The organism is Candidatus Firestonebacteria bacterium RIFOXYD2_FULL_39_29 (assembly GCA_001778375.1).
Taxonomy (GTDB): domain Bacteria; phylum Oederibacteriota; class D2-FULL-39-29; order D2-FULL-39-29; family D2-FULL-39-29; genus D2-FULL-39-29.
Map to the genome: position 1 here is coordinate 41,694 of MFGV01000087.1, position 24,586 is coordinate 66,279.

A 24,586-nucleotide genomic window follows, 5' to 3' on the forward strand; every position below is an offset into this window, starting at 1 on the left:
TTTGCTCCTTTTCTAACTCCTCTTCTTATACTCCGCTATTAGTTCTTTTTCAACTTCTTTTTTGGCGGGTAAGAGTTTCTTTAGTTCATTGGATGGTTTTGAAGTTAACTTATATTCAGCTACGCCCATAGGATTTAAAGCCCGGCTCATGGAGTATTCGACCACAACAGAATCTTTTTCTACACAAAAGATTATCCCTACTGATGGGTTCTCTCCCTTATATTTGGTCTGCTTGTTTAACAAGTCAAGATATAGGTCAAGTTTAGCAGAATGTTCCACCTCAAACTTAACGGTTTTCAGTTCAACTGCCACCAGGCACCTGAGAATCCTGTTAAAAAACAAAAGATCGACGAAGTATTCATTATTGCCGAGAGTTAAGCGGTATTGATTGCCTATGAATGAAAAGCCCTTCCCCATTTCAAGCATAAAACGTTTCACTTTTTCTACAAGGCGCTTTTCCAACTCTCGCTCCATAACAGATTCTTTTATATCAAGAAAATCAAGATTATATATACTTTTTAGCGATTCATCCGCCTGCTCGGCAAGATGAGCCGGCAATGTTTTGACAAAATTATGCTGTTTTGGAAGGTTTTTATGATATTTATACGCACCGGCTTTAATCTGATGAATAAGCACATTCCGACTCCAACCCATTTCTGCTGTAGCTTTAAGATAGTATTCTCTTTCTTCATTACATTTAACCATCTGCAAAATGGCAATATTTTGACCCCATGGTATTTCTCGCACAAGCTGTGCGAGTTTTGGGAAATCCTTATACTCAATGTAAAACAACCTCATACGCCATAAATTTTTATCAGAAAAGCCATTTTTGCTTTTATATTCCTCTATCAAATCAATTGATAGCTTCTCAACAATACCCTTCCCCCAACCGTATTTTTCCTGGCGTAATACAATCATTTTGCCAATATCCCAATACAGCTGAATAAGTTCATGATTAATAGACCTCGAGGCTTTTATTCTCGCAGATGTTATTCTTTCTTTTATGTCTTTCAACAAATCAGGATAACTTGCGTCAAACATGTTGCTTTTGTTTTCTATCATTTTATCCTCCAGTATAATATTAATAATAGTAAAAGCAAACAAGCATTTCTCCAACAAGCTGTTGGAGAAACTGACTTTCAATAAAATGAGTTTTTAACTCTTTTCACCCTTTGTTTTATTATGGTATATTTTTACACTAGGCAGGCATTATTGTCAAGATAATATTAATCTACGAAGTTGTTGACGGAAAGATAAAATTTCGGGTGCAGTTTCCATCATTTCTCGCACGTGTCGTATGAGTTAAAATACGGGGACAGCCCCCAAGAGCGGGTGCAGTCCCCTTCAAAATGAAAAAACAGGCAGGGCTTTGACCCTGCCTGTTTTTTATGTTAGAACGTGTAACTTACTTTTACGCCAAAACCAATTTTGTGTTGACCCGAGGTGTATAGGGCTGAATATAAGGCTGCGGCTTTTAAATTGGGAATTACCGTATATTCAAAACCGCCATAGTATTCGGCTTGTTTTGCATCTGTGAAGAATAAGACTTCTCCGCCGACTACAGGGGTAAAGCCGGCAAAAGACAATAATTTAAGGGTGGAATCAAAACCTGCGTTTATCGAGATCGAACCCGTAACGTCAGTAGAATTATTTAAGGCAGCTCCCGCGAAAGGGCTTACGCTGATTCCGGAAACTATTTTATCAAAAGGCATAAAAACCAACCCGGTTATTCTGTAGTTTTCATTTGTGCCGGTTAAAGCAAAACCATCATATACTTTGTGTGAAACTCTGACGCCAAGATTTAGAGGTAACTTATTATAGGTTACCCCGGTATCCCTGTACCACATAAGGGTACTTGACGGTGTTAAATATGCACCTACTGTAGTGTCAACAACAAATTCCCCGCCGTAGGAAAAACCGGTAACGGCAATAAGCAGAACCAGACTTGTTAATAACTTTTTCATTGTTTTACCTCCTTAATATGTTTTGGTACATGAGTATGGAGTTGTAGTTGTACTGGTTAAAGTCCTTCCGGGACCGTACATATTGGATGTAACCGTTCCGGTGTGTGTTTGACGTTTAAAATCAGTAAAAACAGTTTCTAGCCCGCCAGATGCACCACCATTTCTCATCGTCAACGTGAATGTTCCGTTCCCGTTATCCACATATGCATTCGGGTCAATACCGTTATTGGCAGTAAGATAATCAGACGCATACTGGTCGAAGAAGGATCCATAATTGCCCATATTCTGACCACTATTATCAACTAACATATTTCTGCTGCCACCGCCAAGTAATTTTCCTGCCCCGTCAAAGAGCATGGTCAAACGGCCTTTTATTGGATTTGAGTTTATACTATATTCATAAGCTTCTTTTGTTGAAGGAGCTCCTAATGTAACTATTGAAGGAACATATAAGAGATGCATTCCTGCAGTAGTTATTGCTGAGTCAGGAGATGATCCGCCGCTTGTTCCCGTTACACCATCATAATACAATAAGCAATAATCAAGATCTATAGATACATTTACATCCTGAGGTGTATTTGTAACTGTAAACGGCTGAGAGAAGAATGTAAGAAGACGGTAAGGAGCGACCGGATCCCCGTCAACAGCATTCCACATCAAATCTTCAGGCTCAGCAGGTCCGACGGTATAATTAGTGTGATTAGTTTTCGTATAGTAGGTCACGCCGTCTACGACAACACTGCCTTTCACCAAAGGGTGCGCAGAACAGTTTATTGAAATACTGTTATATGGCCCCGGAGTAACATTTCCATTAAAAGTCATAACACTTCCCAGTGAAGATACAGAGGTGAGATCTACTTCCTGGGAGCCTGACCAAACAGTTTCCATTATAGTACTGCCGTTCTGCACCCAAATTGACTTTATTTTTACAACAAAGGACTCTATCGTTGCTGCAGTATTATGTGCTTTATACATCGCCGCAAAGGCAGGAGAGGGTGACACTTGTTTTGCTACCAGCATACAGGCCAGGGTTAGAGCCAGGAGCAAACAATAGATTTTAATAAATTTCACAGCTTTATTAATTTTCATTGTCGTCTCCCTTTAGAGTTTTGCAATAGATACTTTGACGTTACCACCGACACCGGAACCGCTAAGCACAGCGGTAAACGGGTTCTTTCCGCAGCCGACAAGCAGAACGGAATACGTCAGGACAACTGCAAGAATTGCGAAGACTACAAACCTGAACTTTTCTTTCATTTTGTTCTTCCCTCCTTTTTTAAATAGATTCCACTGATATAGGCAATAATATTGCTTAACACTAGCTGATTTCTAACTTATGTTAATTATACACCTAAAGACTAAAAATTCAAGATAAAATAATATTTATTGTTAACCGAAAATCAGCAGGAGGTTAACAGAAATGCGGGGACAGCCCCTAAGGGCAGGTGCAGTCCCCTTAAGGATGTAAGTCCGAGGTTAGCTCTCGGACTTACATCCTTCGCAACCATCCCAGCAGTAGGTGCATAGTTTTTCTTTGGGCAAACCGATTGCGGCAACCAAGTCTTCAAGACGCTGGTATTTAAGGGTTGTCAGCTTCAGGCGTTTTCTTATAACTTCCACCATGGCTTTATAATTTTTGGAATCAGGATTCACAAACGCTTTCGGGTCTTTTATTTCTTTTCCTATCAGATCCTTAATAGCCCATCTGCCTGCAAGATCAAGGAGAGAACGGGAACGGGAAAAATTCAGGAACTTGCAGCCGTAAACAAGTGGCGGGCAGGCGGGGCGCATGTGAACCTCTTTTGCTCCCATCTTATAAAGACGGGCGATGATTTCCCTTAATTGCGTTCCCCTCACTATGGAATCCTCACAGAAAAGCAGGCGTTTTCCTTTAATTAGTTCCTTTATCGGAATAAGCTTCATCCTGGCAACAAGATCCCTTATCTTTTGATCCTGAGGCATAAAACTTCTGGGCCACGTCGGAGTATATTTTACAAACGGCCTCTGGAACGGAATACCTTTTTCATTGGCATAACCGATAGCATGCGCCGTACCTGAATCCGGTATTCCCGCTGCAAGGTCAATCTTTACATTATCTCTTTTTGCCAGCATAACCCCGCACCGGTTTCTCGCCACCTCAACATTTATTCCTTCATAATCAGAAGAAGGGTAACCGTAATAAACCCAGTGAAACGCACAAATTTGCAGTTTTTTTGAAGGTTTTTTCTTTACTTTAACTCCATCAGTTGTAATAAATACAATCTCTCCGGGACCGAGATCTCTGACATATTCATAACCCAGATTCGGAAAGGCAGTCGTTTCAAAAGTCAGAGCGTATGCCCCTTTTTTCTTTCCGAGAATAATGGGCGTTCTTCCCACTTTGTCCCGCGCCGCATAAATACCCTTTTTGGTAAGCAGGAGCAGAGAACAGGAACCTTCTATCACGCTCTGCGCTTTTGCTATTCCGGCCTCAAATGATTTTTCCTGATTTATTATGGAAGCAACAAGTTCGGTAGGATTTATATAACCCCCGCCCATTTCAGCAAAGTGGGAGGATTTTTTCTTAAAAAGATTTTTAACAAGTTTGTCGGCATTTTTAATAACACCTACAGTAACAATAGAAAAATCACCAAGATGTGAAGTAATAAGGAGAGGTTGGTCTTCGTAGTCACTGATTATTCCTATCCCCATATTACCCTTCATTTTAAGGACATCTTCATCGAATTTGGAGCGAAAAGGTGCATTGGAAATATCGTGGATATACCTTATAAAACCATTTTTGTATACCGTAGTCATACCGCCGCGTTTAGTCCCCAGATGAGAATGATAGTCCGTACCGAAGAACAGTTCTGCTACACAGTCTTTTTTAGAAACCACCCCGAAATATCCGCCCATTAAAGCCTCCAATACTGTAAGATGCTCAATTTTAACATGTGTACAGCGATTCTTCCAGCAATAAAACAGAAGACGGAGGACAGAGGGCGATGACAGCAGCCGGCAAGAGCTTGGAATTTAGTTAAAACGGTATTGTAATGGAAAATACTGTTCCTTCGTTAAGACGGCTCTTCACAGTAATTTCCCAGCCGTGTTTTTTGACTATTTCATAGCAGAGACTGAGGCCCAAGCCTGTACCCTTGCCGACTTCTTTGGTTGTAAAAAAGGGGTCAAATATATTTTTCTTAATTCCATCGGGAATACCCGCACCGGTATCAGCAACATTTATAAGAATACTCTTTTTTTCAACAGCAGCAGAGACTGTAAGAGTCCCTCCTTTCGGCATAGCATCTACCGCATTGCTGCAAAGGTTGATTATCACCTGCTCCAGAGCCTGTTTTCTCGCCTGTATTACAGGTATCTTCACGTCAACTTGTTTAATCAGTTTAACCCCTCCGGACTTTATTTTGGACTCAAGGAGGAGCAGCCCCATTTCAATTTCGGAAGCTGTATTTACCGGCTCTATTGTGTAATTTCCGGTATGCGCAAACTCCAGCAGGTTTTGGACAAGGGTTTTACACCTCTGCGAAGCCTTTTCAATCATACTTATCTGCTCTTTTAAACCGGGGCGCAGCCCTTCTTCTGTCTTTAGAATCCTCTGTGAATAGCCAAGGATTACAGTTAGCGGATTATTTATCTCATGCGCCACTCCCCCCGCAAGCCGCCCTATAGCCGCCAGTTTCTGCGACTGATTCAGCTGGTCTTCTATTTTTTTTGTATCGGTAATATCCCTTGCAGTAGAGAGAGTACCGGTAATATTTTCTTTTGAATCCTTCAAAACACGGCACCACCAGGCAAGAAGACGTTTTTCGCCGTCTTTTCTTCTCTGCCAACTTTCCATATACATTATTTCTTCTCCACCGCTAGCCACCTTGCTATATGTAACATCCTCAATAAAATAATCGGCAGCAGCTTTTCCGATAATATCTTTACCGAAGAAGGTCTTTCCGGCATTATTCATCCAGGTATATCGCTTATTATTATCCATCTCGGTAATAATATCGGGTATTGACATGAGAATAGCATTATCACGGGCAGACACCTTTTCAAGTTCTTTATAAGCAATATTCCTGTTTTTTTCAAAGTAAAAAGAAAAGTATGTTATACAAATATATGTAGCCAGGTAACGAATTTTAAAATCCTGAGCGTATTCCATCGGCCAGACAGCATAAAAAGCAAGAAACACGGCCACAAAATATATCGAAACAAGTATCATGCCCTGTCTTGTTCCTAGAATAAAGACAGTCAGAAGCGGGACGCTAAAAGACCACACGGCTCTGGAATAATCAGTAGAAACCAAAATGAATAGCTGCACGCAAAATACCACAAGAAAAATATATGAAGATATGACAACCGTATTCCTCCACCGAAGGAATAAATATCCTGAAAATATCAAAGAGAATGAAATAACATTTATTACAGCCTGACTGATTTCCTGTTTAATAAAATTTATTATAGAAAATATGACCAAGGCAGAGCCGCCGACGTAAAATCCGACAAGAAGCATAACTGTTTGCCGGCGAGATTCCACATGGCTCATCTCGAGCAAGGATTCGATACTCTTGCCTATAAATATATTTTTTAACAATCGTTTTATCAAAATATTTTTTCCCTGACAAATTATCAACTTTACTATTTATCCGCTTTTAAAAAAGATTCCACTGATAAAGTCTGAAACCAAATTCTAATCAGCTCTAGTAAAATCTCTTTTATACATTCCTATACTTAAAGATGCGGCTTCAAAGAACAGTTCTGCTACACAGTCTTTTTTAGAAACCACCCCGAAATATCCGCCCATTAATGCCTCCAGTACTGTAAGATGCTCAATTTTAACATGTGTACAGCGATTCTTCCAGCAATAAAACAGAAGACGGAGGACAGAGGGGGAAAACAGTTCCTTTGTAAATCAATCTATTAAAGTAATTTTACAACCTTGTTTTCTGCTATTTCATAACTAATTCTAAGACTGTTGTCTCCCCAAATTTTACCTTTTAGCCGATCCCTGTCTATCTTCTAAGGAAATAAACGTTCTTCTACAAGCTTGCAGATTGCATGTAAGACGGCTGCGTGAGCTTCCTGGATATGCCAGGTTGTTTTACTCGGAATTTTCAAAGAGACATCGGCATATTTGTGCATTTTGGCTTTATTTTGCCCTGTGAGACAGGCAGTGAAACATCCGAGGGATTTTGCTTTTTTCATCGCTTCTATGATATTTCCGGAGTTACCGCTTGTGCTAATACCGATGCAAACATCCTCTTCCCTTGCAAACGCTTCTACCTGTTTTGAAAACACATATTTATAACCGTAATCATTCCCTATCGCAGTTACTGAGGAACTATTGGCCGCCAGAGCAAGCGCAGGCAGGTGACGCCTTTCCTTCGCAAAGCGGCCTACAAACTCAGCAGCAAAATGCTGGGCATCCGCAGCAGAGCCGCCGTTACCAAATATGATAAGCTTTCCGCCCCGGAGATAGCTTCTATATATTTTATCAATGACTACTTCTATCTCTTTAGAAAGTTTCCTGGTTGCAAGAATAGTTTTTGCCGAATCGGACAGTTCTTTCTCTATTTGCTTTTTCATTGGATTAGCTCCTTAAAATACGTTACGAGTAGCGGGTGACGGGTTGCGAGTTCTACATTAAGGTGTTATTTATATATTTTTTTCCTTAGCGCAAACTTTACACCTCATACTTCGCATAACTTTTATTATATTAAGTTTCACTCAACTCCCGCTTTTGCCAAGCGTCCAAACCTTTAAGCATTTGCTTCGCTCCACCCTTGGCCCGCCTATTGGCGAGGTGTCGCACAACATTGTAGCGGACAAGGTCTCACCACATGTGGACAAAAACAGACACTGGATCCCCGATAAAAGCACTCGGGGATGACAAAATTAACAACAAGCACTAATTGAAGATTTTTGTCATTTTGGAACAACAACATTTATCAACACTGCGTTTATGGAGCCTACAAAGGCTTTGCTTTTCATCATAAGAGGGATATGAGGCTCCTCAACAGAAACCCAGACCGTCACTTCACCTTCCTGTTTAAAGATACTTTCAAAGTTCATAAAAGGACGAACAGCGTAAGCTTCGTATCTGCCGAGAGGGGTCCTAATTTTTTCTTTTCTCAGAACACTCGCGGTTAACTTATTAACTTTTCCGTCGGCATAAACGGCAATATCTATATTTCTTCCGACTGCCAGCTGATGCGCCCTGAAAAAATAAAAAGCGGAAAAAACATCCTGACAGAACTCAGGAATATTATACAATTTATCCCCTTCTTTGACCAGTCCATTATTCTGGTCATAGTACTGGGTTGTTTCATTTTCATAATTACCTTCTATAATTTTTTTATAAAGTTTTCTTGTATAAAGCCCTTTTACATCTATAAAACTTTCAACGGTATCATCCACCCTGTAGACCGAGGCCAAAAGGGGGACAACTTTTGCATTTGAAACCAACCGGTACGCCGGCTCCCCTTCAATGCTTACTTTTTCCTTTATCTCAAAAGACGCTGTTGCAGCAGTGATCCCTAGGTACTGCACGGCAAATTCAAACTTTTCTCCGACCCCGAACTCCTTATAATTAATTTTTCTTGATTTTTTCGGCTTAACCGTAGAAGTTACAACCTGCACTTCTTTTTGTTTCTCCTGCACTATGCCGGGAGTTTTTTCAGCTGTTATTTCTTTTTTCGCAATAATTTTGGTTTCCTCTGTCACGGGCTTTACTTCGGCTGTAATTTCAGAGGTAACCGCAGGGAGTTCAAAACTAAAAACCTCATTTGTAATCTCCCTGACCTCTTTAAGCTCATTTTCCTTTTGCTTGCCGGCATCCATGACCGTATACTTGCCTTTGGTCACACAACCAAAAAGCAGAAGAACAGAACTTATTATTAAAAGTGTTTTTTTCATAGGAATAACTTCGCCTTTTCAATCACCTCTTCAAGTTTTATAGTTCCCATGCAGTCATAATACATGCAATTTTCTCCCGTGCATTTTCTACAGCTTCCTAGTTTTGGCTTTAATATTATAGCCTTATTACCCCAGGGACTCCATCTCTTTTCGCTGATCACATAGACCGGAGAGAAAAAAGATATAGTCGGGGTTTGTACCGCTGCTGCAGTGTGCATGGTACCGGTATTTTTACTTATGAGCACAGCCGTCTTTGCCAGCACCGCACCCAGCTGTTTAATATCCGCGCTCCCTTTTAAAACCGGAGGGCGGTTCCTTAGCCGGAGAAACAGATCTTTAGTAATAAACTCCTCGTCCTTCCCCTCAATCAGCAGAACTTTTACTTTCAGCTTTTCCTGCAGAGCATCTATCAGTTTTGCATATCTTCCCGCATCCCAGTTATACATAGAACCGGCAGCCCCTCCGGGATGGACTGCAACTATTTTTCCGGAGAGTTTATTTTTCTTAAGAAAAGAAGAGGCAAACGCCTTGTCTTTTTTATTAAGCCAGAGTTTTATCTTTTTATCTATTACCGGGATAGAAAGTGCTTTTAAAAGATCCAGATTATATTCAAGTTCATGCTTTTCGACCCTGCTTCTGTGAAGAAGGACCTTTTTATTATAGAAAAAGGAGTACCATTTTGAAGCAACACCCACTCTTAAAGGAATTCCGGCAAGAAAAGCTGTCAAGGAAAGTTTAAATCGCGGAAAAACATGGATAACCGTATCATATTTTTTGGCGCGCAGCTCTTTTACAAGCAGGAAGAGTCCTCTAAGCCCGGCATGCCGGCCCTGAGGCTCGTAGACCAGAAAAGCATTCAGGTAAGGGTTATCTTCAAGTATTTTTCTGCTATATTCCGCGCCCAGAAAATCAATGCAGGCATTTTTATCATTCAGTTGAAGGTTTGTTATAACAGGCAATGTAAGAATAACATCACCAATACGGTCAGTACGGCAGACAAGTATTCTATTATTGAAAGAAGTCATAGATAGATTATACCATAGGAATTAATGAAGTTTACAGTATGCAGTTCGTACCTTAAAGCCTGATCACAGAATCAAATCTATTTATCAGGTTGTTTTTGGCTGCGGGTGGTCAGTTTTTCAAAAAGATAAAACATTAATTGCTCTTAGCTGAATTGAAAGCAACCAGTTTTTCCCAAAGGATATTTCCTGAATTATCGCAATATTCGCTGCCAAATTCTCTTGTAAATTTATTTATTACTTTTGCATATTCTTTTGTAAAATCCTCGTTCTTGTTTTTGGCTTTATAACCAAGAGGTTCTACTATGTCTATATAAAGATTCTCGTCCCCAGAAATAAACCCCCAAAACATCTGACCGCATAACTTCTGATAATCGCCTTTATTTGATTTATTATCAATGCCATAGCAGCATCCGTTTACGGCAATAATATCAGCCCCGGCTATCCTCTTAGCTTGTTTAAAATTATCTTTCATCCTTTCTATTTGCTGGCTATTACCCCAGTTGGGACCGGATTTTATGGAAACAATGTATTTAGAGCCGTCTTTTTTTAACTCTAAATCTATGCCTTCTGTTGTTGATTTATTTCCACCATACACACAGCGGCAAACAAAGATAGCAAGCTTTTCTAATACACCGCCAAAAACAGCCTCTTCCTGGGACGATAAATAAGCATCAAGAATTGTTTTAACCAAGTCTTGTGCTGTTAAAACATTTTTTGCTTTAAAGAGATACGGATTTTTCCTTTTTAAAACATCCTTCAAGCGTAATTCAAGCAGTTTATCAAGCCGTTTTTGATGAAACTCTTCTATTTGCGGTTCTATAAACTTTGTTATGGCTTTTTTTAATTTTGCATTCATATTTTCCCCTTTTCTCAAAAAGAGAGTATTCCTTCTCTTTAATACTTTCTTTTGCTATTTTTACATACTCCGGAAGTATTTCTATCCCGATAGAATTTCTTCTTAATTCCTTAGCTACTTCGCAAGTCGTTCCAGAACCAAGAAACGGATCCAACACACAGTCATTTTCTTTTGTAAAGAGCCTAATAAACCATTCCGGCAACAGCCTAGGAAATGTTGCACTATGATTCTTATTGGATGTTTCTGTAGCCAAGTGCAAGACATTAGAAGGATACGCCATTGTTCTTCCGACCCAATTTGAAATATTTTTTCCAAAACCACTGCCAACCTTAGAATTAAATCTTATAACATCATTTTTACCAAGAGTTTTAAGTCTTGTCTTAGCCCAATCACCCATAGGAACCATTACATTGTCTTGATACATTCTAAAATTTTTAGATTTATTAAATTGCAGGCACCTCTCCCAAGCATCCCTGAATCTATTAGGCCATTTGCCCGGGTGACAATTTTTTTTGTGCCAAATAAATTCTTCCGTCCAACGCCATCCTTGCTTTCGCATTTCCATAATCAATTCAATTACATAAGTATGCCTTTCACCATCGTCAACTTTTTCTTTGATATTTAAAATGAAGGTACCGGAAGGCTTTAACACTCTTAAGAACTCCTTCGATCTATGCAAAAACCATTCAACATATTTTTCCGGTTTCACTCCTCCATATGTTTTCGCCCTGCTATCAGCATATGGTGGCGAAGTAATAATCAAATCAAAATAGTTGTCAGGGTATTCCTTAAGTATATCCAAACAATCTCCGATTTCAATTTTTGTTTGTATTTTTTCCATTTAAGTTGCACTCCTAAATCTACTTTAAATAATTACAAAATTACTTTTCTTAGTATAACTCAAAAAGATTATTTGAGCAATAGCGAATAATCTAATAAAAGATGCAAATACGATCCCCCTCCCGAGGCTCGAAAGTGTAAATGCTTGATTTTTAAGCTGCATTCCTCCAACCTTCCAACCCTCTGCCTTGTTTTGTCTTGATTTTTAAGGGATTATTCTGTAAAATACCTTTTGTGTGGCGGGGTAGCTCAGCTGGTAGAGCACGGGAATCATAATCCCTTGGTCGAGGGTTCAAGTCCCCCTCCCGCCACCATTTTTAATATATTACATTAGTGTTGGGAGGTCTCCGCCACAAAGCTTTGGCGGATTTCGCATGAAAGATGCTCAACCCTCCCGCCACCATTACGAAAAAGCATAGCTTTTTCTAGGTTCATAAAGTTTCTAAGGTTTGTAAAGTTAATAAAGTTTTTCAAGCAGGTTCTTATTAATAAGAAAATATATAATGTCAGTGTGTATTAATAGAGAGATATAATGTCAAAACGCTTTTACTTTATAAACCTTATGAACCTTAAAAACCTTATAAACTACCCTTGATCTTATCTATCAGTTTAAATAGCGCTTATCAGAAGGTTCTTCTCTTTGATTCCTTTAAAGAAGGCTGGGTTCTCCGGGCTTTGGAGCTATATACAGCCCCGAGCGGAAAGGGAATAAATGTTGCCAGGGCTTTAAGAACTCTGGGCAGTAATGTAATTGCAACGGGTTTTATAGGCGGTACAAACGGCGCGCTTATCCTTAATGAACTTAAAAAAGAAAAAGTTAATTCAGATTTTGTGTTTACAAAGGCCAATACCAGGGTATGTACAACGCTGATCAATAAAAATAATAACGTTTTTACGGAACTGATCGAACCGTCCGGAAGTATTTCAGGGGAAGAACTTACGGCTTTAAAGAAAAAACTTTCAAAACAGCTTAAAAAAGCCGAACTTGTTACAATTTCCGGGACTCTTCCCCCTGGAGTTGATAACTCCTTCTATTGCTGGATAATAAAAGAGGCCGCCAGAACCGGAACACGCGTTCTTTCTGATATCTGTAAAGAACCGATGAAGAAAGCTGTAGCTGCAAAACCATATTTGATCAAAATGAACCGCGATGAATTTACGGCAACATTCGGCCCGCAAAATATAGAAAGCAAAATATACACTCTCTTTAAACAAGGAATAAGCTGGGTTATTGTAACGGACGGCAAAGAAAGATTCCTTGCAGGGGCTCAGGGAAATGTTTTTCTGGTCACCCCTCCTAAAATAAAACCGGTCAACGGAGTAGGCGCGGGTGATGCCATGCTTGCAGGAGTTGCGTACGGAATTTCCAAAGGGCTCACGCCGGAAGAGACGCTAAAGATAGGAGCAGGTGTTGGCGCCGCTAGTGCGTTAACGTTAAGGCCGGCGGAGTTTGAGACGGCAAAATTACATAGTCTTGCCAGGCAAGTACGCGTTAAGCGGCTATGAATATACGTTTATAAAGTTTGTAAGGTTTATAAAGTAAAATCTCGAAATTATAATATCATAAAGTTAAAAGGCTGTAGGGCTTGTCTATAAAAGTCCATAACGTAAAATCTTTGAAATATATTAATATTTCTCACGTTACACGTTACTCACGTCAAAACTTGCGAAGTACTATTTAGCCGGTTTAGGTTGCGACTTCAACGAGAATAATAGCGGAATGAATAACATTGATATTGGGAAGAGATTACTAAGACCAGTTAACCCGCTGCAAAACAAAGCAAGCGAAATAGAATAAATAAAATAAATCAGCATTAGCTTTATGAAGCTAGGATCTATAACACCTTTTTTGAAATCTTTGCGAACAACATATCCTATAATTGCACAAAATATTACAGAATTTGATAATGTTGCAAACAGATTAATAGCATATTTATATGAGAATTCCTGCCTGCCATAATAACTGCCAAAAAGAAACATACAAGATAATATCAGAAGAATTAGATAATGAAACTTACTCGTGAGGCGTTCAACCCTGAGGTTTTTATCCGCTAACATAAACATCATAAAGGATAAATTGAATGCTATTCCAATACCGAAGGATAAACCTTGCGCCTCTTTAAAATAATCTAACCTAAAAAATATTAATGGATTAACTATAGTAAATAGAGTGATTGCACAAACAACAAAACTGACCATCTTATGAAATCTCGTTATTACGATATCGTTCTTTTCTGTTTTTTTAGGCACCATACCCCCTTCATTTAAGATAAATTATTGTAGCAAGTAGCGTAGTTTTTCACAAGTTAAAAATTAAAGTATTTTATAGTTGTCTGATTTTATCAGGCGCTCGATGTCATGCCTGAGGCAGATCCGACTCAGGCGGAAATAGAGCAACAAAAAGTGGGACAGGCACGTGCCTGTCCCACTTTTTGCACTTTTAGTAAGCTTTTTCTCATTTATCTTACCAATTTTCATTCATTTATGATAAAATCTAAGGTATATGAACGCCTTTAAAATAGTAAAATACATATTCCTTAGTTTACGGCCGAAGCAGTGGACTAAGAACTTTTTGATCTTTGCGGCGCTTATTTTTTCGCAGAAGCTTAATAACTATTATTCTGTTATCGAGACACTCATAGGGTTCCTAATCTTCTGTATTGTTTCCGGCAGTATATATACTCTAAACGATATAATAGACAGGGATAAAGACAAGCTCCACCCTAAAAAGGCAAAAAGGCCTATTGCCTCGGGAAAACTTCCGATCAGTTATGCGATCCTTTCCTTCCTCTTCTTCGCAACACTCGGAATCGTTTCCGCTTTTAACCTGGAGACAAACTTCGGCTGGGTAATCGTTATCTACATAGCCCTGCAAATACTTTATACTTTCAATCTGAAAAACGTCGTTATTCTGGACATCTTTATAATTGCCATCGGCTTTGTCCTTAGAGTGGTCGCCGGCGCGGAGATTATCGCGGTAGATGTTTCCAGCTGGCTTTTGGTCTGCACGCTCTTTTTGTCTTTATTTCTGGCGCTCGGTAAACGCAGATTCGAACTCATCAAACTTGACAAAAAAGCTACTTCTCACAGGAGTTCGCTTAAAGAGTACAATGTCTCCCTGCTGGACCAGATGATAACGGTTGTCACCTCAGCTACGGTTGTTGCTTACGCTATCTATACACTTTCTCCAGAAACTAAAAGCCATTTTAACACTGAACACCTGATATACACCCTTCCCTTTGTCCTGTACGGAGTGTTTCGCTATCTCTACCTTATATATCAGAAAGAGACCGGGGGAAATCCCGAAGAAATTCTGGTTACGGATATCCCGCTGATCATCGACATTTTATTGTACGGTGTTACGGTTTGGTATATTATCTACTAAACTAAATACCGTTAAACCATTAATCAACTTACTAATTACTAATGACTAGTGACTATTTTATGATGGCGGAGAAAAGCTTCCGCCTTCTGAAAGTATATTTTAATTAATAACAGCGGAGAACTTACCGCTTTCCATAAATAGTCATTAGTCAATAGTACTTAGTCATTCACGCATAAGGAATAAACCATGAGCAATTTTAAATTAGTGTCGGAGTATACTCCTAAGGGTGACCAACCGGAGGCGATAAGGGGGCTGATTTCGGGATTGGAAAGAGGAAAGAAACATCAGACACTTCTTGGGGTTACGGGGTCGGGGAAAACATTTACTGTTGCCAATGTTATTGAAAAAGTAAACAAACCTACCATTATTATCTCCCACAATAAAACCCTGGCGGCGCAGCTTTACGGGGAGTTCAAATCATTTTTTCCAGAAAATGCGGTGGAGTATTTCGTCAGTTACTATGATTATTACCAGCCGGAAGCTTATATCGCCCAGACGGATACTTACATAGAAAAAGATTCTTCCATCAATGATGAAATTGACAAGCTGAGACATTCCGCCACCTCGGCTCTCCTTACAAGAAGAGACACCATCGTCGTAGCAAGCGTTTCCTGCATATATGGAATAGGTTCCCCCGACACCTACAGCAAAATGCAGGTTGTTTTAAAAAAAGGCATGGAGTTTAACATGGATACCCTGATAAAAAAGCTTGTAGAGATCCAGTATATGAGAAATGATACGGATTTTTACAGGGGTACGTTCCGGCTTCGCGGGGATATTCTCGATATCTTCCCCTCCGCCTCGGATACGGCAATAAGAGTAGAGTTTAACGGAAATACCATTGAAAAATTATCGGAGATAGACGCTTTCTCGGGAAGCACGCTTAAAAGAACGGAGACAGCAGTGATATTTCCGGCCGCGCACTGGGTAACTCCTCCTGAGGAATTAAAGAGAGCCGCAAAAGCTATTGAAGAAGAGCTTGAAATACGGCTTAAGTTTTACAAAGATGCGGGGAAAATACTGGAAATGCAGAGAATTGAACAACGCACACGGCATGATATCGAAATGATCCTGGAAATAGGGACCTGCAAAGGTATTGAAAATTATTCACGCCACTTGGACGGGAGAAAACAGGGAGAGCCGCCTTATACTTTAATTGATTATCTTCCTGCTGACGGGCTGATTATCGCAGACGAAAGCCACATTACACTCCCCCAGGTACGAGGTATGTTTGAAGGAGATAAGGCAAGGAAGACCAATCTGGTCGATTACGGTTTCCGTCTCCCATCCGCTTTGGACAACAGACCGCTTTACTTCAAGGAGTTTGACGCCAGAATACCGCAAATTATATATGTTTCCGCAACTCCCGCGGATTTTGAGATAAAGGAATCAGAAGGAAAAGTTATTGAACAGGTGATACGCCCGACAGGCCTTATGGACCCGGAAGTCACTATAAAACCCGCAACCGGACAGGTGGATGATCTTATCGCCGAAATAAAGAAAGTTGTTGAAAAAGGCGGCAGAGTTCTCGTAACAACACTTACAAAGAAGTCCTCAGAAGATCTTTCCGAATATTTAAAAGATATAAATATCAGGGCAAAATATCTGCATTCGGATATAGAGACTATTGAACGGGTAAAGATCCTGCAGGGTTTAAGGCGCGGTGAGTTTGATGTACTTATCGGAATTAATCTCCTTAGAGAGGGCCTGGACCTTCCGGAAGTAATGATGGTAGCAATACTTGACGCAGATAAGGAGGGATTCCTCCGTTCAAAAACATCCCTCGTGCAAACCATCGGCAGGGCCGCGCGCAATGTTGAAGGACGTGTAATAATGTACGCCGATAAGATGACAAAATCCATAAAATTTGCCATAGACGAAACAAACCGCAGGAGAGCAATACAGGCAGAGTACAACAAAAAACACGGAATAACCCCGGCAACAATAAAAAAAGAGATCAGGAATATCCTTGAGAGTATTTACGAAGCCGATTATTATACCGTCCCCATTGCAGCAGAAGGTGAAGGAAAATATGTCAGCTCGGACGAATTTCCAAAACTTATTTCCGATATGGAAAAAGAGATGCACGCCTACGCCTCAAAGATGGAATTCGAAAAAGCCGCCGCGATAAGAGATAAAGTCAGGATGCTGAAAAGCCATATAAACAAAATGAAAGAAGGCGGATTTATTGCCCTCTCGATTGATGACGGAATAAGCAGCATTGAAAGGAAGCATAAACAGAGACGGATAGGAATGCAGAAGGCGAAGAGATACAATAAGAGATGAGGCGCGGATGCTTGGAGGCGCAGAGGCTCGGCAAAAGCGGAAAAGATTGAGGCTTGGAGGTGCGGCAAGAAGCGGAATGGCTGAGGAAAGAAGTCAGAGACAGAAAAAGCTATACATTTCTTTAAATAAATCATATCACACTAATAGATTCAAAACTTTTTCGAGAGAATGGATGTATATTTGTCAACATCCGTTGAAAATACGAGATAAAACCAGTAATCCGCCTAGGTGGATTATGCAAAGGATTATGGTTTGATATTTAGACTTTGCTCAACCCGCAACATGTTCCTACCTGGTCAATAGGCGTCTTTTCTTTGGTCGAAGGAGATCATAATAACCAACCTCTTTTTTTGATCAATAATGTAAAAATATCTGTTATTTCCGATTCTGTAACGCCAAGTTTCAGGATGATAGTTTACAAGTTTTTTAATGTTTTTCCCGAAGAAAGGGTTATTCCTCAACTGTGGATAGACGTAATTTAAAAGCTTATCCCTGATTTTACCGCTCATTCCGCTAACATCATTATCCAGATCTTTCAGGAATTGATTGGTTTCAAATATTTTGTAATCACACACTGTACCACTCACTTTGCTCGGGGGCAGGGCAAGCCAACGTACTTTCCCTTCATGGACTTTGCATCTTTATAGCCGGCTTTCAATTTTTTTTGCAGTATTGGATCATTATTTATCTGAGCCATTTCGACAGCATCAACATTTGAAGATTCTTCAATATTCCTAAGCACAACGGAAGTAATATAATTTGATATAGGCCTGAACTCTATATCAGCTTTTTTATGTATCAGTTTATATTCTTCTTCCGACAACCTCAAAGTTATTACTTTTGACATATTCAGCCTCCACGCAGACGTATTCTATTGTATTCTAATATATTCTACAATATTTATATGAGAATGTCATTAACAATATGTTAGCACGCCGGAACGTTACACGTTACTAGCGCAGGGATTTTAGGACTGATTTTACTTGAGAGGCGTTGGCGGCAGACGGGGAGAGGGTTAAATATTCCGTCAGCTCTTCTTTTGCTTCTTTATTTTTACCAAGTTCAAGGTAAACCGCACCCAGATTATATCTTGCCTCCGGAGATGACGGATTTAACTCTTTAGCTTTTTTAAGAGCCAGAAGAGCTTCCCCGTAATTCTTATCCCCATAGTAAACACTGCCTTTTATAATATAAGCCTGATAATAATCAGGGGAAATTGAGATCGCCTTATTGGCATACTCCAGGGCTAAAGCAGTTTTTCCTTCCGTAAAATACATTAAGGCTGTGTTATAGTCGGAAACTGAAAAGCCGGGATTTGCTTTTGAAGCTTCCCGGTAGTATTTTGCGGCTTCCTCTTTCCTTCCCGCATGAGATAAAGCTAGAGCCAGGTTATTATTTGCTTCAGAACTTTTTTTGTCCAGTTTTACGGCTTCCAATCCGCATTTTATTGCCTCTTCTTTTGCTCCAACCTTATCATAGGAAAAGCAAAGGGTGTTTTTTATCCAGGCATCATCATAACCAATAGAGTCTGATAAGCCATACTGTTCCAACCCTTTCTTGACCTCCCCTTTTTTTATCAGGAAATCACCGTATTGCAGCATATAGGAAGCTGCCAGGTGCCTTGAATACACATCGGCATAATTATTACTTTTATATATTGATCCTTTCTCATAGGAATTCCAAAGGTTCTCATGTTTTTCCGCGCCCAAAGAGATGCTGCCTTTCGAGGCTGCCTTTAAAAGCCCGAAGGATAGCGTCTGTACCCTGTCAACAGTCTGAACACGGCTGCCGGGTGTAAAATACACAGGCCGGCCCGACCCAAAAACAGTTTTCTTGTAAAATTCCACGCGTTTTTGGTTCTGCTCTTTTTCTGATAAATAGACAAAACTGTCGCCGTAAATATGTTCAAAGATCCAGCCGTAATCATCATATACTTTAATATCAGGGCGGAGTTTTTCAACCATGGTAAAATAAACAAGGGGAAACATAATATTATCATCACTCGCAAACAATATCCCGTCTTTATCCATTGTTTTTAATATATTCCGTCCGTATTCAGCCGTTATTTTATCATCTCCATGGTTATTTTTTGTAAAAACAGTATAAACATTAAAGCCGAGAAGCACAAAAAGGATAAGAACTGCCGGGCCGGATAAATATCTTTTATCTTTAAATAAAGCAATTAATTTCAGGATACCGGCCGCCGAAAAAACAAGAAAAACTGACAGCGCAGGCAGAGTAAATATCTTTATAAAAGGCCAGTCGTCAGAGGAAGGCTCAGGATTAATAATAAATATAAAACCCGGCCCCAGTATCAGAAACAGAGAAAAGAAACTCCAGAATATTTTTTTATCCGACTTAAACGCCTGATAAATCCCGAACAGTCCAAGAGCGGCAAAAACCGGGGTAATCTGAGAAACAAGATATTTAAAGAATTCAAAATTTTGTCTAAAAACCAACTCCAAAGAAAAGATATTTTTTGCGAGTTTTCCATACCCCTTTCTTGTAACATGCGCTATAAAGTTAGAGAGATTTTCCGGATTCCCCCAGTCAAGAGGAGGATTTGAAATGGATCTTACCGGAAGATATAAATAAAAGGCTGCGCCAAGAACAAAGAGTAAAGAAGCTTTAAAAATATTATTACCCGAGAATATACTTCTTTCCGTCATAAACAAATAAAGAAGCAGTGACGGCAGAATAAGCATTATTGTCTGATGATTCGCAAATCCAAGCCCCAGCAAAAACGAAGACAGAAAGATACTGCCGGAATTTTTGGTATTTTCCGACCATTTCAAGACAGATACTATTATTGAAAACATCAGGAAAGCATTAAGGGTATAGATACCGCCCTTCGCATTAATTACCTGCTCAAAGAAAATCCCGCCAAACGCAAAAACAGTAGAAACTAAGAATGACGGGAGATGCAGATTCAACTCCCTTCCGGTGGAAAATATCTGTTTAAGAGCACAAACCGTTAACCGATAAAGCATCAGGGAAGCCAGGGCGCCGAAGAAGACCGCAAGCAAATTAACCCTAAAAGCAATATTTGAAAGCGGCAGGAATGTAAATAGTTTTCCCAGCAAAGTATAAAGAGGATACCCGGGCGGGTGAGGAATTCCCATTACGTAGGCCGCAGTTATTATCTCCCCTGAATCCCCTCCTGATACGGAAGGAAAGACTGCCGAAAGATAAAAAAACAGGCAAAGGAGAAAGACAATTACGGATAAAAGCTTTTTTAGTTTCATGATCATTAATGAACCTTGTTAAATAATATTTTTTACAATAACTCCACGAATTGCTCAACAGAAAGAGTTGAATCTTTTATTATTCTCCTTAATAAACCATGCTTTATTTCTTTATGTAATGGAACTGTGATTGGAATATGAGTTGGGTTTGTATCATCACGAAGGCGAACATGGCTTCCTTTTTGCCTCACCGTTTGATAACCTATTTTTTGGAGGGCTTTGATTGTCTCTTTTCCTGAAACGACCGGTAATTTACTCATACTTTGACTAAGACACTGCCTACAAATTCTCTTGAAGTATCAGGTAATTTTTCATTGTGCTTCTTCATGTCTTCAATGCAAAGATCTATTGCCTCTTTTATATTCCTCATAGCTTCTTCCAAGGTGTCACCCTGACTATAACATCCCGGAATTGCAGGACAAACAACAACATATCCACCGTCTGTTTCGGCTTCTAATATAACCTTAAAATCTAAAACCTTCATAAACTCACCTCTTTTAAGTAATTATAGGACACTTTTTCTTTATAGTCAACTTTTGCTAATCTTAGTAAATAGAATAGCCTCTAGCGACAGGATAAAAACGTTTTTAATTGGTCGCTGTCCCTAATTTAGTACTAATTTAGTACATTGCTATTATAACAAAAGAATGATAGTAAAACAACGTAAAATAGAAACATGCAGAAATGCATCAGTTATGTGCAGTGCTTTGGTTGTCACATGTTTTTAACTTGCAACTACCACAGGAACTAAGACATTTTTCACAGTATCTTAAGGTTTCCGTAAACCCATAACTAAAGCATTACAATATACAGCTAAAACATCGGAAAGGCGTGTCAGATTTTACCGAAGGTGGACCAATCCCTGCAATTAAAGGTTAACCCAAGTTCCGCTGAATTATGTTAAAAGTGCGATTTTAAAAATATTTAGTTCATATAAAAGCAGCATTTTTGTCATAAAAAGTTTTAAAATAGCGTGTGGTACAGACCTAGTATATTGACATATTGGCGCGGGTATTAGAAAATACTCATAATATGTTTTTAAAAAAACAAAATCATAATAAAGACGGCAAGGATCATGTTTACTGGTCTTTAGTAGAAAGATATAGACTACGATTGCGTAGAGTATTTCGACCGGATGAGGAAGAACGATTATTATTAAATGCTTTGAAAATCCGAATTCCTGAAAAACTCTCAATCGATTTGAAATTGAAATGTGGTACAGACCTTTAATAAAAAAAGGCTTTAAATAAGGGAAATGAGTCTAAATATGCCTAATTCAGCGGAACTTGGGTTAACGCTATACGTTACTAACGCAAAAACGTTGCAATCTCTTTTTATTGGTCGCTGTCCCTAATTTAGAAAAGCAGGCTTACTGTGGTGGAGAGACCGCCTATGTAGGGATACGGGTACCGGCTATAAGAAGGGATGAAGGTGTATTTCAGGTCAAGACCTATCTTGTTATTTTTTACAACACCCGCGAAAATCTGGTAGACGGGAAGGTTGTCGTTTGAAATGTCATTTGCATAGCCCCATTTCAGCTCAGACAAAACGTAGTAGCTTCCTCTGGTTTCTTTTCTTACCATGCAAAGTCCGGCGCCAATGCCAAAGTAACCCTTCCAGTTTTGAATATTTTCGGTGATATACAGGGAAAGAGTCACAGGGGTGAAAAGGTATCTGGTAAAAGCATTCATCCACTCCCCATCCCCGGGTGCAGAAGTTGTAGTTTCCGAAGAGGTCACAGGAACGAGCCGCTCCATCCAGATTGTTTCTACATCCAAACGAAGGCCTATAGATCTTTTTTCCAGATTTACGGCAAAGCCTACGGAAAGAGGAGTCCCGAAGGCATCCCGCATCGCAGAATCTCCGGGGATAAAACTCCCCGCTTTAATCATAAAATACGCGCTTATATCTTCCTGATTTAAGGCGGTCCCGCAGTTGACACAATATCTGTTAAAACTGGAGTTTTTTGTCAGACAGGAATCACAGGTAATTATTTTTTCCTTAGGGAAAAACTCCTCCCCGAGCGCCTTTACGGTTAACTCTTCCGAATAAACAACACCCAAAGAGAAGAACAGGCACATTAAAGTTAAACTCCGTATTATTTTTTTCATTTCGGAGCCTCCGGCTTTGCGTTTTTATCCTGCGCGTCCTGCAGCTCTTTTTTAATCTTGTCCACGAACTTTAAAAGGACTTTGTTGTCGGGATTCAGCATATAGGCTTTTTCCCAAACTTTCAGAGCATCCAATTTCTGTCCCAGTTTATAATAGGAAGAGCCCATTCTTTCAAGAGCCGTGGTATTTGCCGGTTCCATACGCAATACTTCATTGCAGAGTTTTATAACATCCGTAAATTTACCTTCATAGAAGAGTCCGAGAGCTTTCAGAAGTTTTTCCTTTACTATATCAACCCCGCTTTCGGAACTGACAGTAACGGCAAGACCCACTTCCTCCCCGATACTCTTGTACAGCTTTTTAATTTTATCATTCTCCGGCTGTACGTAAAGCACATAGTTAAGTATATCCAAAGAGCTCTGAACATCACCGTCCACATAGTAATTAATACCTTTTCTGATCAGTTCCGACTCCCTCGTATCCCCTGTCTCTTTTGGAACCATCGGTACGACAGTTTTTAACTTTTTCTGCAAGCTCTGGGAATCGGTATTTTCCGGTTTTAATTCAAGAGATTTAGTAACTTTTTCAAGAGCCGCGGTATAGGTACCTGTCTTATAGTCCTCAACCGCGCGTTTATAGGCGCTGTTACTCTCTTCGGTCCTTGCAAGGTCTTCGGATTTCATTCTCTCATTTCTTGCCAGAGATATTGAGTCGCCAAATCTTGCTGCAGCGGAAAAGCGGTGAGACCCGCCAAGCTCATGAGTAGAAAACGCATAATCCAGAGAGTATTCCTTATAAGAAGCACCAAAACCCACGGTAAACTCTTCGTAATTAATCCCAAGCCGTACCGCTATCTGGAAGGGCTTTCCCAGACTCGGACTAAAAAGTTTGTATTCCATGCCCAGGTACCAGTTAATCTGACTGTCCAGGTCGGCGGCGATTAAGAGCTGACCGCTTATAAGCCGGTGGGAGATACCAAACCGTCCGAGAATAGGCAAAACATCCTGAGTATCTTCACCTATTTTCATGCTGACAAGATTTTGAATATTAAGAGCCGCTTTGAAATTCTCAAACGGGTTGCTCAAGAAACCAAAATCCAGAATAATATTTCCATTGTTACTCCCCGCGGTATTATGGCTGTAATATTTAATATTGCCGCCGAGAGAAATGGCAAAGGTAGAAACAATATTTGTCCCGTAGGAAAGACCTGCGGCAAATTGACTATCCGAGAAGTCCTGTGTAAGGATATTATCCGAAGACCGGCCTTCAAAGCCGCTGGAATTCAGAAATAAAACGGAAAGACCAAAGGTACCATAGTCCAATGTCGGATGGACATAGCTTAAAAAGTCATAACTGGTATCCGCCCAGAGAATAGCATGCAAAGCCGTAATTTCTTTCTGGTCAACAAGAGCAAGCGCTCCGGGATTCCAAAGAGTAGCAGTCGCATCATCAGTAACCGAGACAAAAGCTTTGCCCATACCCAGGGATCTCGCACCCGCACCCCAGGAGAGGAAAGCCCCCGGCTGACCACCCTTGCCTGTCGAAGCAAATACAGCAGGGACAGCAAGTACAGCAAGGAAAGCGAAGGAGGCAAGAAAAGCACGGGAAGTAAGGGAAGCAAAGAAAGAAAGAGAAGTAGAAGAAGAAAAAGCAGCACGAACAGCAGAAAAATTAGGTAACATTATTTTTCGGCTGACTGCCGGCTTTTCTAAACTTATGTCAGTTCTTTCAGCTGTTTTCATATCAATCTCCAGTTATTATATCATCCTTCTGCTACTTTATCCACCTTACAAGGGTAGAGAGGGTACAGTCCCAAAGTAGGGACAGTTCCACCTAGGTGGATTTCGCAAAGGTTTATGGTTCTCTACCTAGACTTTGCTCAACCTCTTCCTACTTCCATTACTTCTCTTTCTTCTTTTCCTTTTCTTACTTCTTCTACTTCCCTTACTTCACTTACTTCATTTCCTTCTC

22 protein-coding genes and 1 tRNA gene are annotated in these 24,586 nt (G+C 39.9%); 5 read left to right on the forward strand and 18 right to left on the reverse strand.

Features of this window, described 5'->3' with window-relative positions:
* Positions 1-12: 12 nt before the first annotated feature.
* The 10 genes from A2536_12465 to A2536_12510 form a co-directional block, all read right to left on the reverse strand.
* Complete coding sequence (locus A2536_12465; GenBank protein OGF44459.1) at positions 13-1,062, reverse strand: hypothetical protein; 1,050 nt, start codon at positions 1,060-1,062, stop codon at positions 13-15.
* Between the two features lie 329 nt (positions 1,063-1,391).
* The gene (locus A2536_12470) at positions 1,392-1,964 is read right to left on the reverse strand and encodes a hypothetical protein (protein ID OGF44436.1); all 573 of its coding nucleotides are present in this window, start codon (positions 1,962-1,964) and stop codon (positions 1,392-1,394) included.
* Between the two features lie 12 nt (positions 1,965-1,976).
* A complete protein-coding gene (locus A2536_12475) occupies positions 1,977-3,053 on the reverse strand; it encodes a hypothetical protein (GenBank protein ID OGF44437.1) in 1,077 nt (358 codons plus the stop codon).
* 387 nt (positions 3,054-3,440) lie between these two features.
* Positions 3,441-4,859, reverse strand: coding sequence for an amidophosphoribosyltransferase (locus tag A2536_12480; GenBank protein ID OGF44438.1), 1,419 nt, complete (start codon positions 4,857-4,859; stop codon positions 3,441-3,443).
* A 121-nt stretch (positions 4,860-4,980) separates the two neighbouring features.
* Positions 4,981-6,465 carry a hypothetical protein gene (locus A2536_12485; GenBank protein OGF44439.1) on the reverse strand — a complete coding sequence of 495 codons (1,485 nt, stop codon included), beginning with the start codon at positions 6,463-6,465 and terminating at the stop codon, positions 4,981-4,983.
* A 506-nt stretch (positions 6,466-6,971) separates the two neighbouring features.
* Entirely contained in the window at positions 6,972-7,538 is a 567-nt protein-coding gene (locus A2536_12490) for a hypothetical protein (GenBank protein OGF44440.1), read from the reverse strand.
* 339 nt (positions 7,539-7,877) lie between these two features.
* Entirely contained in the window at positions 7,878-8,867 is a 990-nt protein-coding gene (locus A2536_12495) for a hypothetical protein (GenBank protein ID OGF44441.1), read from the reverse strand.
* On the reverse strand, positions 8,864-9,892 hold the full coding sequence (locus tag A2536_12500; protein ID OGF44442.1) for a hypothetical protein: 1,029 nt from the start codon (positions 9,890-9,892) through the stop codon (positions 8,864-8,866). Before A2536_12500 ends, A2536_12495 begins: the two co-directional genes overlap by 4 nt.
* A gap of 133 nt (positions 9,893-10,025) precedes the next feature.
* Positions 10,026-10,748 carry a cytosolic protein gene (locus A2536_12505; GenBank protein ID OGF44443.1) on the reverse strand — a complete coding sequence of 241 codons (723 nt, stop codon included), beginning with the start codon at positions 10,746-10,748 and terminating at the stop codon, positions 10,026-10,028.
* Positions 10,672-11,589: a DNA methylase gene (locus A2536_12510; protein OGF44444.1), complete on the reverse strand. Its 918-nt coding sequence runs from the start codon at positions 11,587-11,589 to the stop codon at positions 10,672-10,674. The genes A2536_12505 and A2536_12510 overlap by 77 nt, the downstream gene beginning before the upstream one ends.
* A 237-nt stretch (positions 11,590-11,826) precedes the next feature.
* Between A2536_12510 and A2536_12515 the strand changes: the two genes are divergently transcribed.
* Both A2536_12515 and A2536_12520 read left to right on the forward strand, forming a co-directional pair.
* A tRNA-Met gene (locus tag A2536_12515) sits at positions 11,827-11,902 on the forward strand.
* Between the two features lie 277 nt (positions 11,903-12,179).
* A complete protein-coding gene (locus A2536_12520) occupies positions 12,180-13,094 on the forward strand; it encodes a hypothetical protein (GenBank protein OGF44445.1) in 915 nt (304 codons plus the stop codon).
* Positions 13,095-13,262: 168 nt separating this feature from the next.
* Here A2536_12520 and A2536_12525 read toward each other — a convergent pair whose 3' ends face one another.
* The gene (locus A2536_12525) at positions 13,263-13,838 is read right to left on the reverse strand and encodes a hypothetical protein (protein ID OGF44446.1); all 576 of its coding nucleotides are present in this window, start codon (positions 13,836-13,838) and stop codon (positions 13,263-13,265) included.
* A 253-nt stretch (positions 13,839-14,091) separates the two neighbouring features.
* On the opposite strand from A2536_12525, the gene A2536_12530 reads away from it, so the two are divergent.
* From A2536_12530 to A2536_12540, 3 genes are all read left to right on the forward strand, one after another.
* Positions 14,092-14,973 carry a phosphoribose diphosphate--decaprenyl-phosphate phosphoribosyltransferase gene (locus A2536_12530; GenBank protein ID OGF44447.1) on the forward strand — a complete coding sequence of 294 codons (882 nt, stop codon included), beginning with the start codon at positions 14,092-14,094 and terminating at the stop codon, positions 14,971-14,973.
* A 186-nt stretch (positions 14,974-15,159) separates the two neighbouring features.
* Complete coding sequence (locus A2536_12535) at positions 15,160-17,259, forward strand: excinuclease ABC subunit B (GenBank protein ID OGF44448.1); 2,100 nt, start codon at positions 15,160-15,162, stop codon at positions 17,257-17,259.
* 7 nt (positions 17,260-17,266) lie between these two features.
* Positions 17,267-17,515, forward strand: a complete 249-nt coding sequence (locus A2536_12540) for a hypothetical protein (protein ID OGF44449.1) — start codon at positions 17,267-17,269, stop codon at positions 17,513-17,515.
* 40 nt (positions 17,516-17,555) lie between these two features.
* Here the strand turns inward: A2536_12540 and A2536_12545 are convergent, their stop codons facing one another.
* The 7 genes from A2536_12545 to A2536_12575 all read right to left on the reverse strand — a co-directional run bounded on the left by A2536_12545 (position 17,556) and on the right by A2536_12575 (position 24,357).
* A complete protein-coding gene (locus A2536_12545; protein OGF44460.1) occupies positions 17,556-17,834 on the reverse strand; it encodes a hypothetical protein in 279 nt (92 codons plus the stop codon).
* An 8-nt stretch (positions 17,835-17,842) separates the two neighbouring features.
* Positions 17,843-18,106 (reverse strand): hypothetical protein, encoded by a 264-nt coding sequence (locus tag A2536_12550; protein OGF44450.1) that lies wholly within the window; start codon positions 18,104-18,106, stop codon positions 17,843-17,845.
* A gap of 106 nt (positions 18,107-18,212) precedes the next feature.
* Positions 18,213-20,510: a hypothetical protein gene (locus A2536_12555; GenBank protein OGF44451.1), complete on the reverse strand. Its 2,298-nt coding sequence runs from the start codon at positions 20,508-20,510 to the stop codon at positions 18,213-18,215.
* A gap of 26 nt (positions 20,511-20,536) precedes the next feature.
* Positions 20,537-20,764, reverse strand: a complete 228-nt coding sequence (locus A2536_12560) for a hypothetical protein (protein OGF44452.1) — start codon at positions 20,762-20,764, stop codon at positions 20,537-20,539.
* Positions 20,761-20,988 carry a hypothetical protein gene (locus tag A2536_12565; GenBank protein ID OGF44453.1) on the reverse strand — a complete coding sequence of 76 codons (228 nt, stop codon included), beginning with the start codon at positions 20,986-20,988 and terminating at the stop codon, positions 20,761-20,763. The genes A2536_12560 and A2536_12565 overlap by 4 nt, the downstream gene beginning before the upstream one ends.
* A gap of 871 nt (positions 20,989-21,859) precedes the next feature.
* On the reverse strand, positions 21,860-22,615 hold the full coding sequence (locus tag A2536_12570) for a hypothetical protein (protein OGF44454.1): 756 nt from the start codon (positions 22,613-22,615) through the stop codon (positions 21,860-21,862).
* On the reverse strand, positions 22,612-24,357 hold the full coding sequence (locus A2536_12575) for a hypothetical protein (protein ID OGF44455.1): 1,746 nt from the start codon (positions 24,355-24,357) through the stop codon (positions 22,612-22,614). Before A2536_12575 ends, A2536_12570 begins: the two co-directional genes overlap by 4 nt.
* Positions 24,358-24,586 lie beyond the last annotated feature (229 nt).